We start from the raw sequence: 14,704 nt of genomic DNA on the forward strand, positions 1-14,704 counted from the left end.
GGCGCGCAGCCATGGACCTGTCGCAATGGATCGAGCAGTGCGCGAGCCGCACGCCGGCGAAGGCGGCATTGCATTTCGAAGGCAGATGCGTCCCCTACGCCGCCTTCGCGCACAGGGTCCGCGGCATAGCCCGCGCCCTCGCGGCCCGCGGGGTCGGACGCGGCGCCCGCGTCGCCTGGCTCGGGTTGAACAGCCCGGACATGCTGGCCACCCTGTTCGCCTGCGCGCGCATCGGCGCGATCTTCATGCCGCTCAACTGGCGCCTGGCCCCGCCGGAGCATCGCGCGATGCTGCAGGACTGCACCCCGGCGCTCCTGATCGTCGACGGCCTCTACGTGCAGGCCAGCGCGGCCCAGCGGCCGGTTCCCGCCGCCACGCCCTTCGTCGCGCGCGGCGCCGCGGTGCCCGAAGGCTGGATCGGCTGGGACGCCTTCATGGGCACCGGGACCGGTGGAGAAACCGGCGGCGCCGCGGCGAACGGGCATGCGCCGGAGACCCCGCTGCTGCTTTGCTACACGTCCGGCTCCACGGGACGCCCCAAGGGCGCGCTCCTGAGCCAGCAGGCGCTGGCCTGCAACGCCGCCAACAGCCTGGCCATGCACGCGATGACGGCCGACGACCGCGTGCTGACCACCCTGCCGCTGTTCCACGTGGGCGGACTCAACATCCAGACCCTGCCCGCGCTGCACGCCGGCTGCACCGTGTGGCTGCACCCGAAGTTCGACCCCGACGCGACCTTCGATGCCATCGAGCGCGAACGCATCACGCTCACCGTGCTGGTCCCGGCGCAACTCGACGCGCTGCTGGCGCATCCCCGCTGGGCCCGCGCCGATCTCTCCAGCCTGAGGATGATCGCGACCGGTTCCACTTCGGTGCCGATGCGCATCATCCGCGCGGTGCACGAGCGCGGCGTGCCGCTGGTGCAGGTCTGGGGCGCGACCGAGACGGGGCCGATCGCGGCCTGCCTCCAGGCGGACGAGGCGGTGCGCAAGGCCGGCACCACCGGCCGGGCCGCCCGCCATTGCCAGTTGAGGATCGAAGACGTCGGGGGCGAGGAGACGCCGGTGGGCGTGCCGGGCGAAGTCTGCGTGCGCGGCGCCAACGTCATGAGCGGCTACTGGGGCGACCCCGCGGCGAGCGCCCGGGCGCTCGCCGGCGGCTGGTTCCATTCCGGCGACCTCGGCCACCTGGACGAGGAAGGCTTCCTCACGATCGCCGGCCGGCTGAAGGACATGATCATCAGCGGCGGCGAGAACATCGGCCCGGCGGAAGTCGAGGCGGTGCTGCTCGATTGCCCCGACATCGCCGAGGCCGCCGTGGTCGGGCGACCGGATCCGCGCTGGGGCGAAGTCGTCGTCGCCGTCGCGGTGCCCGCGCCCGGCGCCAGCCTCCGGCGCGAGCGGGTCCTGGCCCTGTTCGAAGGGCGGCTGGCGCGCTTCAAGCATCCCAAGGACGTGTTTTTCGTCGGCGCCCTGCCCCGCACCGCGCTCGGCAAGGTGCGCAAGGAAGAAGTCCGCGCACTGGTGCAGCAACTGACGGCCGAAACCTCCGGCCACGAGGAGCGAACCGCATGACGCTGAAACCGGAGCAGAGCGAAGATTCAGAGGAGGCCAATGCCCGCCTTGGCGGGCGTTATGCCGGAACTAAAATCGGCATCGACGTGGGGGGGACGTTCACCGACTTCGTGGTTGCGCGCGACGGCGAGCCACCGCGCATCCACAAGACGCTGTCGACACCGGACGACCCCTCGCTGGCGGTCATCGAGGGCCTGGCGCAGATCGCGGCCTCGCTGCAGCCGCCGCAGTCGCTGGCCGAGTTCGCGCGCTCCATCGCCACGATCGTGCACGGCACCACGGTGACGACCAATGCGACGCTGACGTCGACGGGCGCGAAGTGCGCGCTGCTCACTACCGAGGGCATGCGCGACACGCTGGAGATGCGCCGCGGCATCCGCGAAGAGCAGTACAACAACCGCTACACCAACGTGAAGCCGCTGGTGCCGCGCTCGCGCCGGGCCGGAATCGCCGGCCGCCTGGACCGCGATGGCCGTGAGCTCGGCCCGCTCGACACCGCTGCCGTGGAGCAGGCGCTGGCCGGCTGGCGCGCCGAAGGCGTGCAGGCCGTCGCGGTGTGCTTCATGAACGCGTACGCGAATCCGGCCCACGAGCAGGCCGCGGCCGCCATCGTCCGGCGCGAACTGCCGCACGCCTATCTCTCGGTCTCCACCGAGGTGCTGCCCTCCATCCGGTTCTACGAGCGGGTCAGCACGACGGCGCTCAACGCCTACGTCGGGCCCCGGCTGGAACACTACCTGGAGCAACTGGTGCAGCGGCTCGGCGACGCCGGCTTCGGGGGCCTGCTGCTGATCATGCAGTCCAACGGCGGCGTCATTTCCCCGCAGGCCGCGCGCGAGAAGGCCGCCCTCACCTTGTTGTCCGGCCCCGCCGGGGGGCCCGGCGCCGGCCTGTTCTACGCCGCCGCGCTCGGGCAGGACCGCTGCATCACCACCGACATGGGCGGCACCAGCTTCGAAGCCTCGGTCGCCGTCGGCGCGCCGATGGTCAAGAACGACGGCGACATCGCGCGCCACCGGATTGCCCTGCCCATGCTGGACATCCACACGATCGGCGCCGGCGGCGGCTCCATCGGCTGGCTCGACGAAGGCGGCCTGCTGCGCATGGGGCCCCAGAGCGCGGGCGCCGATCCCGGCCCGGCCTGCTACGGACGCGGGGGCAGGCTGCCCACGACCACCGACGCCAACGTGGTCCTTGGCTATCTCGACCCCGAGTTCTTCGCCGGCGGGCAGATGCGGCTGGACGTGGCGGCGGCGCGGCGCGCGATCGAGGAACACATCGCGATGCCGATGGGGCTGAGCATCGAACAGGCCGCGGCCGGCATGTACCGCGTCGCCTGCAACAACATGGCGCAGGGCGTGCGCGAGGTCACCATCAAGCGCGGCTTCGATCCGCGCGAGTTCCCGCTCATCCCGGGCGGCGGCGCCGGCCCGATCCACGGCTGCCTGATCTGCAGCGAGCTGGAGATCCCGTTGCAGATCGTGCCGCGCGAAGCCTCCGTGCTGTGCGCCTTCGGCATGCTCATGTGCGAGTTGCGGCACGACTACGTGCGCACTTTCGTGGCGCGCCTGGAAAACCTGGACTGGCCGCGGCTGGAGACGCTGGCGGCGGCGATGGCCGCGGAGGGCGCGCAGGCGCTGGCCGACGAGCGCATTCCCGCCGCGCGGCGCCGCTTCGAGCTGCGGCTGGACTGTCGCTACATCAAGCAATACCACGAGGTGTCCGTGCCGGTGGCGGCGGCGGCCATGAGGAGCCACGATGCCGCGGCGATCGCGCGCGCCTTCCACGCCGAGCATTTGCGCCTCTACGGCTACTCGCTCGAAGCCGAGGGATCGCCGGTGGAGATCATCAACGTCCGCCTGCAGGCCATCGGCGCCACCGACCGCCCCGCCTACCGCAGCGACAAGAGGGCCGGCACGGCGGTGGAGTCGGCGCTGAAGGGCCGCCGCGCCATCTACCTTCCCGAGCGCAACGCGTTCGGCGAGGTGCCGGTCCACGACGGGCACCGCCTGCGCTGCGGCCATCGGGTCGCGGGTCCCGCGCTGATCGAGCAGCGGACCACGGCCATCGTGGTCAGCGACGGCTACGACTGCGTGGTGGACGCGCTCGGTTCCTTCGTGCTCTACGCCAAGGGACGCGAGGACCTGGTGGCGGCATGCCTGCGGGATGAGGAGGTGGCGGCGTGAACATCGATCCCATCCTGCTGTCGGTGTACGCGCGCACCTTCAAGTCCATCACCGACGAGATGAGCATCTCGATGGAGCAGACCACGCGCTCTCCCATCCTGTGCGAAGCCAAGGACTACGTGACGGGCCTCTACGACGACGAGGGGCGCATGCTGGAGCAGACCGAGAACCTGCCGATCCTCGCGTTCTCCCTGGCGCCGGTGTGCAAGCACATCCGCAAGACCTTCGACGGCGACATCCACGAAGGCGACGTGTTCTTCCACAACGACGTCTTCACGCTCGGCAACCAGAACAACGACGTCGCCGTGTTCAAGCCGGTGTTCTTCGAGGGCGAGCTGGTCGGCTGGACGGCGGTCAAGGGCCATCAGGCCGACATCGGCGGGGCGGTGGCCGGCGGCTACAACCCGAACGCCGTGGAGGTCTGGCAGGAGGCGCTGCGGATCCCGGCCGTCAAGGTCGTGGACCGCGGCAAGCTGCGCCAGGACGTCTGGAACCTGATCTTCGCCAACGTGCGGCTGGACATCGTGCAGCACGACATGAAGGCCGAGATGGGCGCCTGCACCGTGGGCGAGCGCCGCCTGCGCGACCTGCTGAAGAAGTACGGCCCGGCGAGCTACCGCGCCCACAAGCAGGCGCTGTTCGACGCCACGCGCCGCATGATGGAAGCGGAGATCGCCAAGATCCCCAACGGCCGTTACGGCGGCGAGGGCCGCGTCTTCTACGACGGCCGCCACGAGGGCAGCACCTTCACGATCCGCGTCGACATCGAGGTGCAGGACAAGCGCATCCGCTTCGACTACTCGCGCACCGACGCGCAGACCAACGGCTTCGTCAACGGCACCTTCACCTCCAGCGCGTCGGCCACCATCCTGACGCTGCTGCAGATGGTCAATCCCGACATCCCGCACAACGAGGGAATGGTCGAGCCGATCGAGATCGTGATCCCCGAGGGGACGATCCTCAACGCGGCCTATCCCAAGGCGACCACCTTCGGCAACCACCTGTGCCCGCCCAATGCCGACGCGATCCAGCGGGCCCTCAGCCCGGTGCTGCCGGACCGCGTGACCGCCGGCTGGAACAACCTGCTGGCCTCGCTCACCACCGGCATCGACCCGGGCACCGGCGAGAAGTACGTCGACATCGGCTTCATGGGCCTGAAGGGCGGCTCCGGCGCCATGCAGGGCTGCGACGGCTACGACCACATCGGCATGATCGACGCCTCGGGCGGCGTGCTCGACCAGGACTACGAGATGTTCGAGCGGCAGACGCCGCACCGCCTGGTCCGCCACGAGCTGCTGCCCGACTCCGCCGGTGCCGGCCAGTGGCGCGGCGGCCTCGGCGTGGAGACGATCTTCGAGATCGGTTCCGACGACACGCAGCTCGTCACCTTCGGCGACGGCGACTTCGAGGGCGCCTTCGGCCTCGCCGGCGGGCACGGCGCCGGGCTCAACTTCATCCGGCTGCGCTACCCCGACGGGCGCGAGGTCGTGCCGCGCAACAAGGACCTGATCACGGGAGTGCCGCGCGGGACCGTCTATCACCAGGTCGCCGGTGGAGGCGGCGGCTGGGGCGATCCCACGCGGCGCGACCGGCGCGTGCTGGCGGAGGAAGTGCGCAATGGCGTGATCAGCCGCGCGGCCGCCCTGCGCGACTACGGCATGAGCGAGTCGGAACTGGACGCCGCATGAACTTCGACCTCACCGACGACCAGCGCGCGATCCGCGAAGCCTTCGCCCGCTTCAGCGACGAGGCGATCGCACCGCAGGCGGCCGCCATCGACGAAGCGCGCGCCTTTCCGCGCCAGCTGTTCGGGCAACTGGCGGAGATGGGCTTCTTCGGCCTGCGCTATCCCGAGGCGGTCGGCGGCTCGGGGCTGGGGCTGACCGAATTCGCGCTCGCGCTGGAGGAGATCGCGCGCGGCTCGATGTCGCTGGCGGGCGCGGCCGCGATGCAGTCGCTGATGGGGACCAAGTTCCTGCACATGCTGGGCAACGCCGATATCGTGGAACGGCTGTTCAAGCCGGCGCTCAAGGGCGGGAAGATCGGCGCGATCTGCATGACGGAGCCCAACGCCGGCTCCGACCTGGAAGGCATCGCCACCCGGGCCAGGAAGGTTCCGGGCGGCTACGTCCTGAACGGGCAGAAGACCTGGATCACGTCCGCGCCGGTCGCCGACTTCTTCACCGTCTTCGCCCGCGCGGGCGAAGCGGACAAGCTCACGATCTTCCTCGTCGAGCGGCACTTCGCCGGCCTCACGGTCGGCCGCGAGATCCACAAGATGGGCGTGTGGGGCCTGCCGACCTCGGAGGTGGCCTTCAGCGACTGCTTCGTGCCCGACTCTCACCGGCTGTCGAGGGAGGAAGGCGACGGGGAGTCGCACCTGCGCAAGACGCTCGCCGAGATCCGCATCATCACCGGCGCCATGGCGCTCGGGGCGGCCCGCGCGGCGCTGGCCGAGAGCACGCACTACGCCGGCGAGCGCAAGCAGTTCGGCAAGCCGATCAACCGCTTCCAGGCGATCCAGTTCAAGCTGGCCGAGATGGCGACCGAGCTGGAATCCGCCACCCACCTGGTGCGCTACGCCGCCTGGCTGCATGGCGCGGGCCGCCCGCACCACAAGGAGGCCGCGATGGCCAAGCTGCACGCGACCGAGGTCGCGGCCCGCGTCTGCGACCAGGCGGCCCGGGTGCTCGCGAGCTACGGCTACGCCATGGACTACCCGGTGCAGCGCCACCTGCGCGACGTGCGCTTCACGCTGATCGGGGGCGGCACGAGCGAAATCCTCAAGCTGATCATCGCAAAGGAGATGTCATCGTGAAAGCGGACGGACAGATCAAGGTCGTCCTGGCCAAGCCGGGGCTGGACGGCCATGACCAGGGAGCGAAGGTCGTCGTGTGGGCGATGATGGACGCGGGCTTCGACGTGCACTACACGGGCCTGCGCCAGAGCCCCGAGCAGGTGGTGGCCGCCGCGGTGGCGCACGACGCCGACGTGATCGCGCTCTCCAGCATGGCCGGCTCGCACCTGCCCTTCTGCACGCGCCTGCAGCCGCTGCTGGAGCAGGCAGGCCTGCAGGACCGGCTCTGGATTATCGGCGGCAACCTGCCGGCGCGGGACCACGGCGCGCTGCGCGCACTCGGCTTCGCCGGCGTCTTCCCCACCGGCTCCCGGCTGGACGCCATCTGCGGCTTCATCAAGGCGAGGCTGCAATGAGCGCCCCCGAAGCACCCCGTCCGGTGCGCAACGAATCCGGCCTGGACATCCAGCCGCTGTACACGGCGGCGGACGTGGCCCGAAGCGGCGGCCTGGAGATGCTGGGCCAGCCAGGCGAGTACCCGTTCACGCGCGGCATCCATCCCCTGATGTACCGCAAGCAGCCGTTCACGATGCGGCAGTACACCGGCTTCGCGAACGCCGCCGACACCAACGCCCGCTTCAAGTTCCTCATCGCCAACGGGCAGACCGGGCTCAACGTGGCCTTCGACCTGCCGACCCAGTGCGGGCTCGACTCGGACGACCCGCAGGCCGAGGGCGAGGTCGGGCGCGTGGGCATGGCGGTGGACACCCTGCGCGACTTCGAGATCGCCTTCGACGGCATCGACCTCGACCGCATCACGGTGTCGCTCACCATCAACGGCGCCGCCGCCATCCTGATCGCCATGTACCTGGCGATGGCCCGCAAGCGCGGCTTCGACCTGAAGAAGCTGCGCGGCACGGCGCAGAACGACATCCTGAAGGAGTTCATCGGGCGCGGGACCTGGATCTACCCCGTCGCGCCGTCGATCCGGCTCGTGGGCGACACCATCGAGTACTGCGCCGAGCATGCACCCAAGTACAGCCCGGTCTCGGTCTGCGGCTACCACATCCGCGAATCGGGGGCCACGCCGACGCAGGAGATGGCATTGGCGTTCTGCATCGCGCGGGCCTATGCCGACGAGGTCATCCGGCGCGGCGTGCCGGTGGACGAATTCGCCGGCCGCCTTTCGTACAACTTCAACATCTTCGGCAACCTGTTCGAGCAGGTCGCGAAGTTCCGCGCCGGCCGCGGGCTGTGGGCGAAGATCATGAAGGAAGAGTACGGCGCCACGCAGCCGGGTTCGATGTGGCTGCGCATGATCGCGGGCGGCGGCGGCGGCGGGCTGACGCTGGAGCAGCCGGAGAACAACATCGTGCGCGGCGCCTACTACGCGCTCATCGCGGCCCTCTCGGGCGCCCAGACCATGGCGCTGTGCTGCTACGACGAGGCCTACACCATCCCGAGCGAGTACGCGCAGCGCATCTCGCTGCGCACGATGCAGCTGCTGGTGGAGGAGATGGGCCTCGCCGACACGGTCGACCCGCTCGGCGGATCGTTCTACGTCGAGACGCTGACCAACCGGATGCGCGCCGAGATGGAGCGCATCGTCGCCGAGACCGACTCCGCCGGCGGCATCGTCAAGCTCGTGAGCGAGGGCGTGATCCAGTCGCGGGTGTCCGCTCAGGCCTACCGCATGCAGCGGGCCATCGAGTCGGGAGCCTTCCCCAAGGTCGGCGTCAACCGCTACCGGAGCGACGAGGAGGAGAGCCGGCCGGTCGAGATGCACCCGTACGAGGCGGAGGACGCGAAGGCGCAGGTGGCGTCGCTGGCCGCCGTGCGGGCGCAGCGGGACGGCGCGGCCGTCGCGCGCGCGCTGGCCCGCATCGAGTCCGATGCGAAATCGGGCGTCAACCTGATGCCCGCCCTCGTCGAGGCGGTCGAGGCCTATGCGACGGTCGGCGAGATGACGCAGCGCATGGTGGCCGTGTTCGGCCGCTACCGCGAGCCGGTGCGCTTCGACGTGCGGCAGCAGGAGGAGGTGACGGCATGATGGAATCGGTGGAGCGCTACCTGGCGCCGACGACGCTGCAGCAGGCCCTCGCGGTGCTCGCCGCGCCGGAGGGCGCGACCGTGCTGGCCGGCGGCACCGACCTGATGCCGCAGGGCCGGGCGGGCCGCGTGCCGGCGGCGCGCACGCTCTTGAACATCCGCCGCATCGCGGAGCTCGAAGGCATCGTCGTCGAGGGCGGGGACACGCTCGTGCTCGGCACCTTGACCCGGATCGCCGACCTCGAACGCGATCCCCTCGTGCGCCTCCACGCGCCCCTGCTTGCGGAGGTGGCGGACCATTTCGCCAGCGCGCAGGTGCGCAATGCGGCCACGCTCGGCGGCAACGTCTGCAATGCGTCGCCCGCCGGCGACACGCTGCCGGCCCTGCTCGCCCTCGACGCCGAAGCGGAACTCGCGCGGCTCGGTCCGACCGGCGCCGTCGCCCGGCGGCGCGTGCCGCTGGACGCCTTCTTCGCCGGCCCGGGCCGCACGCGCCGCGAGCCCGGCGAGCTGCTGGTCGCCTTGCGGATGCCCCTGGCGCCCACGCCTCGCGTGACCCGCTTCTACAAGGCCGGCACCCGCCCGGCGCTGGACATCTCGCCCGTCGCCATCGCCTTCGCAGCCCGGCGCGACGCGCGGGGGGCGCTGCAGGGGGTGCGCCTCGCGCTGGGCGCCGTCGGGCCGACCCCGTTGCGGGCCCGCCGGGCCGAGGCCCTGCTCGAGGGGCAGGTCCTGGCCGGCCCGCTGGCGGCCGAGGCCGCCCAGGTGGCCTGCAACGAGGCCACGCCCATCGACGACGTGCGCGCGAGCGCCTGGTACCGCCGCGAGCTGCTGCGCAACATCACACGAAGGATGCTCACCGATGTCGCTGACCACTGAGATCCGCTTCACGCTCAACGGCGTGCAGCAGCGCGCCGGCGTAGCCGCCGGCATGAGCGCGCTGCAGATGCTGCGCGAGGTGATCGGCCTGTCCGGCACCAAGTACGGCTGCGGCGAGGGCGAATGCGGCGCCTGCACGATCCTGGTCGACGGGCGGGCGGTGAACGCCTGCCTGCTGTTCGCCCTGGACTGCGAAGGCCGAGAGCTGACCACCATCGAAGGGCTCGCGCAGGATGCGCGCGCACGTGTGCTGCAGGACGCCTTCGTCGCGCAGGGCGCCGTGCAGTGCGGCTTCTGCACGCCGGGCATGGTGATGCAGGCGGCGAGCCTGCTCGCGACGAATCCGCAGCCCGATGCCGAGGCGGCCCGGCGCGCGATCGAGGGCAACCTCTGCCGCTGCACCGGGTACCAGAAGATCGTCGACGCGATCGTCGACGCCGGCCGCACGCTGGCGAAGGGGGAAGCCGCATGACGGACACGGTCGCCGCGAAGCCCGCCAGCCTGATCGGCCAGCGCATCGCCAAGATGGATGCGCCCGAGAAGGCGAGCGGCCGGACGCGCTACATCCACGACATCTCCCTGCCCGGCCAGCTCCACGCGGCGATCCTGCGCGCCGGCCGCGTGCACGCCCGCATCGTGCGCATCGACGTGTCGCGCGCACGGGCCCTGCCCGGCGTGCATGCCGTCATCACCGCGGCCGACGTGCCCGGGCAGCGCCCGATCGGCGTGGCCAAGGACCACCTGCCGCTCAAGCGCGACCGCGTGCGCAGCGTGCGCGACGAGGTGGCCGCGGTCGCGGCCGAAACCGAGGCGATCGCGCAGCAGGCGCTGGCCCTGATCGAGGTCGAGTACGAAGACCTGCCGGTGCTGGCCGACGCCGAGGCGGCCCTCGATCCCGGCGCGCCTCTGGTCCATCCGCCGGTGGAAGGCGCGCCGGCCGGCGCCCCGACCGGCATCGCCGGGCGCGCCGACAACATCGCCATGCGCTTCGATTACACCCACGGCGACGTGGCGCAGGGCGAGGCGGAATCGGACGTCGTCGTCGAGGACAGCTTCTCCCTGCACTACGTCACGCACTGCTGCATGGGCGTGTCCGGCGTGATCGCGGAGTTCGACGCGCGCGCGAACCTGCTGCTGTACTCGAACACGCAAGTGCCTTTCCTGCACAAGCGCGAGTTCGCCGAGATCCTCGGGATGGACCCGGGGCGCATCCGCATCATCCAGCCGCCCATCGGCGGCGGCTTCGGCTCCAAGCTCGACATCTACCCGTTCGAGGTGATCTGCGTCTTCCTCGCGCGCGCCACCGGCCGGCCGGTGAAGCTGGTCTACAGCCGCGAAGAGGAGTTCATCGCCTCGCCCACGCGCCAGCCGGTGCGGCTCACACTGCGCTCGGGCTGCACCCGCGACGGGCGCCTCACCTTCCGCCAGGTGCACACGCTGCACGACAACGGCGCCTACACGTCCTGGGGCGCGACGACGCCCTTCGTGATGATGCAGACCTTCTCGTCGCTGTACCGCGTGCCGCACTGCGACTACCACACCGTGGCCGTGTACACGAACAACCCGTACGCCGGGTCCTTCCGCGGCTACGGCAACCTGCAGGCCACCTTCGCCGTCGAGGCGCACATGGACAGGATGGCGCAGGCCATCGGCATGGACCCGCTCGAATTCCGGCGCCGGAACGCGCAGGTCGCGGGCGAAGTCAGCGGCCAGGGCATGGTGTTCCGCAGCTGCGGCTTCCAGGAGTGCCTGGACACCGCCGCCGGGCGCAGCGACTTCCAGCGCAAGCACCGCGAGTACGCGGCGCAGCGCGATGCCGGCGGACCGGTCAAGCGCGGGGTGGGCATGGCCTCGATGCTGCACGTCGGCGGCGGCGCCAAGATCTACCCCTCCGACGGCTGCGGCACCATCCTCAAGCTCGACGACTTCGGCCACGTCACGCTGATGACGGGGGCCTCGGAGATCGGCCAGGGCTCGGAGACCGTGCTCGCCCAGCTCGTGTGCGAGGAGCTCGGCCTGCCGATTTCGGCCGTCACCGTCGTCAACAACGACACCGACATCACGCCCTGGGACGTGGGCGTGCACGCGAGCCGCACCACCTTCATCGCCGGCAACTCCGCGCTCGGCGCGGCGCGCAAGGCGAAGGCCAAGATCCTGGCCGGGGCGGCCGCGCGCTTCGAATGCCAGGCCGACGACCTGGACCTCACGGGAGGCCGCATCGTGCGCAAGGCCACCGGGCAGACGCTCAGCGACCTCCCGCGCTTCCTGCGCAGCCTGCATTTCAGCGACCGCGCCGAGCTTGTGATGACGAGCTTCTACTACGAGCCGCCCAGCGTCCACCAGGACAAGGAGTTCAAGGGCGACGTCTCCGCGGCCTACGCCTGGGGCACGCAAGTGGTGGAGGTGGAGGTCGATACCGACACCGGCAACGTGCGCCTGCTCAAGGTGACGGCGGCGCACGACGTCGGCCGCGTGCTCAATCGCCTGGGCATCGAGGGCCAGGTCGAGGGCGGCATCGTGATGGGCCAGGGCTACGCCCTGACCGAGAACCTCATCGTCGACGAAGGGAAGATCCGCAACCCGAACTACCGCGACTACAAGCTCGTCACCGCCCCGGAGATCCCGGAAATGGACATCGCCTTCATCGAGTCGATGGACGGCGAAGGGCCGAAGGGCGCCAAGGGCGTGGGCGAAGCGCCGGCCATCTGCATGGCCGCCGCCATCGCCGCCGCGATCGAGAACGCCACCGGCGTGCGCATCACGAGCCTTCCCTTCACGCCGGAGCGCGTGTACCGCGCGCTGCACGGCGCGCTGCCGCCCACGCCGCCGGCACCGAGGGTTCCCGCGTGAAGCGCCGCACGGTCCTCGCACTGGAGCAGGCGCTGTCGCTGCCCTATGCGACCCTGCGCTTCGCCCAGCTCGGCTGGCGCGTCATCCGCATCGAGGCCGTGGGCGGCGAGGGACTGCGCGGCGATCCGAACCGCTACATCGGCGCCCGCGTCGCCGATGACGACCGGCGCAGCTACTTCATCGCGCCCAACGTCGGCAAGGAAGCCATCGCGCTCAACCTGAAGGACCCGCGCGGCCGGGCGCTGCTGCCCCGGCTGATCCGCGAACTCGGCGTCGACGTCTTCTGCTGCAACACGGTTCCCTCGCGCTACGAGAGCCTGGGCATCGCACCGGCGCAATTGCGCGAGGCCCGGCCGGACCTGATCTGGGCCGGCATTTCGGCGATGGGCCCCGCCTTCCCGGAAGCCCCCGGCTACGACCCCGTGCTGCAGGCCATGGCCGGCTACATGGAGGTCACCGGCGAGCGCGACGGCCCGCCCATGCTCACCGGCATCCCGGTCATCGACCTCAAGGCGGGCGACGAGCTCTACGCCAACGTGCTGCTGGCCCTGCTGGAGCGCAGCGAAACCGGCCAGGGCAAGACGATCGCCGTGTCGATGCTGCAGGCGGCGGCCTCCTGGCTGATCACGGTGCTGCCGCTGCTCGACTTCGACTGCCGCCCCGACGAGATCACCCGCGCCGGCAACGAACACCGCAAGTTCATCCCGACCAACGTCTATCCGACCCGCGACGGCTACGTCTTCCTGGCGATCGGCAGCGACGTGCAGTGGCGCCGCTTCACCGCGGTACCCAAGTTCGCCTGCGTCGCCAACGAGGTGCGCGCGACCAACGAGGGGCGGCATGCCGAGCGGGCGGCGATCCATCGCGACATCGCCGCCGTCACCTCGCGGCACGACGCCGACGAGATCCTCGCCGACCTGCGGGGCGCGACCATCCCGGCCACCCGGATCCACGACATCCGGCAAGCCCGCGATCTGCCGGCGCTGCGGGACAAGCTCACGCTGACGCGGATGCCCGACGGCCGCACGCTGCACATGCAGCCGATGGCGGTGGACCTGCCGGACGCGTCGACGACCCTGGGTTTCCCGCCCAGGTATGGCCAGCACACGACGCCCGTGCTGGCCGAGGCCGGACTTTCCGAGGGGGAGATCCGGTCGCTGTACGGAGATGGCGTCGTGGCCTGAAGCCCCGTTTCGCGCTACCACTACCGAGAGGAGACACCATGGGATCGATCCGCTTCGCGCTGCTTGCCGCCAGCTGCGCACTCGCCGCCGGCGCGGCGAACGCCGAAATCACCGTCGGGGTTTCGCTGGGCACCACGGGCCCGGGCGCCTCGCTCGGCATCCCCTACAAGAACGCCTTCCAGTTGGTGCCCAAAACGCTGGGCGGCGAGCCGGTGCGCTATATCATCCTGGACGACGAATCCAAGCCGGACGCCGCGGCGAAGAACGCCCGCAAATTCGTCTCCGAGGACAAGGTCGACGCCATGATGGGCTCCAACGGAGTGCCCTCGGCGGCGGCGATGGCCCAGGTCGCGGCGGAATCGAAGACGCCGCTGGTGTCGCTGACGCCCCTGCCGCCGCTCGCGCCCGACCGGCTGCACTGGACCGTCATCGTGCCGCAGACCACCGAGCTGATGATGAGCGCGGTGGCCCAGCACATGAAGGCGAAGGGCATCAAGACCGCGGGCTACATCGGCTTCTCCGACACCTGGGGCGACCTGGTCTACAACGCGGCATCGACCCTGGCGCCCGGCAGCGGCTTCAAGCTCGTGACCAACGAGCGCTACGCCCGCGCCGACACCAGCGTGGCCGGCCAGGTGCTGAAGATCATCGCGGCGGCGCCCGAGGCCGTGATCGTCGGCGGTTCGGGCTCGCCCGGCGCCACGCCGCAGATCGCGCTGGTCGAACGCGGCTTCAAGGGCCCGATCTATCACAACCACGGCACCGTGAACCTGCCCTTCATCCAGACCGGCAAGACGGCAGCCGAAGGCGCGATCGCGCCGACCGGCGCCCTGATCGTGGCCGAGGAACTGCCGGCCGACTTCCCCACCAAGGCGGTCTCGCTCGATTTCGTCAAGCGCTACGAGGCGGCCTTCGGGCCGGGCACGCGCAACGCATTCGCCGGCTACACGTACGACGGCGTGCTGCTGCTCGATGCCGCCGCGGCCGTGGCGCTGAAGAAGGCGAAGCCCGGCACGCCGGAGTTCCGCGCCGCCCTGCGCGATGCGCTGGAGAACGTGAAGAACGTGGTCGGTACGCACGGCGTCTACAACCTGACGCCGGCCAACCACAACGGCCTGGACGAGCGCGCGCGCGTGCTGGTGCAGGTCGTGAAGGGCGAGTGGCGCCTGATGAAGTGAAGCCGGG

11 protein-coding genes are annotated in these 14,704 nt (G+C 70.7%); all 11 read left to right on the forward strand.

The features are described from left to right. Positions 1-11: 11 nt before the first annotated feature. From JJ685_RS01425 to JJ685_RS01475, 11 genes are read left to right on the forward strand one after another with little or no spacing between them, the layout of a single operon-like run. The gene (locus tag JJ685_RS01425) at positions 12-1,574 is read left to right on the forward strand and encodes a class I adenylate-forming enzyme family protein (protein ID WP_201672391.1); all 1,563 of its coding nucleotides are present in this window, start codon (positions 12-14) and stop codon (positions 1,572-1,574) included. Next, positions 1,571-3,760, forward strand: coding sequence for a hydantoinase/oxoprolinase family protein (locus JJ685_RS01430; RefSeq protein ID WP_201672392.1), 2,190 nt, complete (start codon positions 1,571-1,573; stop codon positions 3,758-3,760). The genes JJ685_RS01425 and JJ685_RS01430 overlap by 4 nt, the downstream gene beginning before the upstream one ends. Beyond that, positions 3,757-5,448, forward strand: a complete 1,692-nt coding sequence (locus tag JJ685_RS01435; protein WP_201672393.1) for a hydantoinase B/oxoprolinase family protein — start codon at positions 3,757-3,759, stop codon at positions 5,446-5,448. Before JJ685_RS01430 ends, JJ685_RS01435 begins: the two co-directional genes overlap by 4 nt. Beyond that, positions 5,445-6,578 carry a benzylmalonyl-CoA dehydrogenase gene (gene iaaF / locus JJ685_RS01440; RefSeq protein WP_201672394.1) on the forward strand — a complete coding sequence of 378 codons (1,134 nt, stop codon included), beginning with the start codon at positions 5,445-5,447 and terminating at the stop codon, positions 6,576-6,578. Before JJ685_RS01435 ends, iaaF begins: the two co-directional genes overlap by 4 nt. Further along, positions 6,575-6,973: a cobalamin B12-binding domain-containing protein gene (locus JJ685_RS01445; protein ID WP_201672395.1), complete on the forward strand. Its 399-nt coding sequence runs from the start codon at positions 6,575-6,577 to the stop codon at positions 6,971-6,973. Before iaaF ends, JJ685_RS01445 begins: the two co-directional genes overlap by 4 nt. Next, positions 6,970-8,607, forward strand: a complete 1,638-nt coding sequence (locus tag JJ685_RS01450; RefSeq protein ID WP_201672396.1) for an acyl-CoA mutase large subunit family protein — start codon at positions 6,970-6,972, stop codon at positions 8,605-8,607. The genes JJ685_RS01445 and JJ685_RS01450 overlap by 4 nt, the downstream gene beginning before the upstream one ends. Beyond that, positions 8,604-9,485, forward strand: a complete 882-nt coding sequence (locus JJ685_RS01455) for an FAD binding domain-containing protein (RefSeq protein ID WP_201672397.1) — start codon at positions 8,604-8,606, stop codon at positions 9,483-9,485. The genes JJ685_RS01450 and JJ685_RS01455 overlap by 4 nt, the downstream gene beginning before the upstream one ends. Beyond that, a complete protein-coding gene (locus tag JJ685_RS01460; RefSeq protein ID WP_201672398.1) occupies positions 9,469-9,957 on the forward strand; it encodes a (2Fe-2S)-binding protein in 489 nt (162 codons plus the stop codon). Before JJ685_RS01455 ends, JJ685_RS01460 begins: the two co-directional genes overlap by 17 nt. Further along, on the forward strand, positions 9,954-12,335 hold the full coding sequence (locus JJ685_RS01465; protein WP_201672399.1) for a xanthine dehydrogenase family protein molybdopterin-binding subunit: 2,382 nt from the start codon (positions 9,954-9,956) through the stop codon (positions 12,333-12,335). The genes JJ685_RS01460 and JJ685_RS01465 overlap by 4 nt, the downstream gene beginning before the upstream one ends. Further along, complete coding sequence (locus tag JJ685_RS01470) at positions 12,332-13,519, forward strand: CaiB/BaiF CoA transferase family protein (RefSeq protein ID WP_201672400.1); 1,188 nt, start codon at positions 12,332-12,334, stop codon at positions 13,517-13,519. The genes JJ685_RS01465 and JJ685_RS01470 overlap by 4 nt, the downstream gene beginning before the upstream one ends. Positions 13,520-13,557: 38 nt before the next feature. Further along, positions 13,558-14,697, forward strand: a complete 1,140-nt coding sequence (locus JJ685_RS01475; protein WP_201672401.1) for an ABC transporter substrate-binding protein — start codon at positions 13,558-13,560, stop codon at positions 14,695-14,697. The last annotated feature ends 7 nt before the right edge of the window (positions 14,698-14,704 follow it).

It is taken from the genome of Ramlibacter monticola (assembly GCF_016722785.1).
Lineage (GTDB): Bacteria > Pseudomonadota > Gammaproteobacteria > Burkholderiales > Burkholderiaceae_C > Ramlibacter > Ramlibacter monticola.

Coding starts and splice junctions, on each gene's coding strand:
- JJ685_RS01425 (WP_201672391.1), top strand. CDS start 12: ATGGACCTGTCGCAATGGATCGAGCAGTGCGCGAGCCGCACGCCGGCG.
- JJ685_RS01475 (WP_201672401.1), top strand. CDS start 13,558: ATGGGATCGATCCGCTTCGCGCTGCTTGCCGCCAGCTGCGCACTCGCC.
- JJ685_RS01460 (WP_201672398.1), top strand. CDS start 9,469: ATGTCGCTGACCACTGAGATCCGCTTCACGCTCAACGGCGTGCAGCAG.
- iaaF (WP_201672394.1), top strand. CDS start 5,445: ATGAACTTCGACCTCACCGACGACCAGCGCGCGATCCGCGAAGCCTTC.
- JJ685_RS01430 (WP_201672392.1), top strand. CDS start 1,571: ATGACGCTGAAACCGGAGCAGAGCGAAGATTCAGAGGAGGCCAATGCC.
- JJ685_RS01465 (WP_201672399.1), top strand. CDS start 9,954: ATGACGGACACGGTCGCCGCGAAGCCCGCCAGCCTGATCGGCCAGCGC.
- JJ685_RS01450 (WP_201672396.1), top strand. CDS start 6,970: ATGAGCGCCCCCGAAGCACCCCGTCCGGTGCGCAACGAATCCGGCCTG.
- JJ685_RS01455 (WP_201672397.1), top strand. CDS start 8,604: ATGATGGAATCGGTGGAGCGCTACCTGGCGCCGACGACGCTGCAGCAG.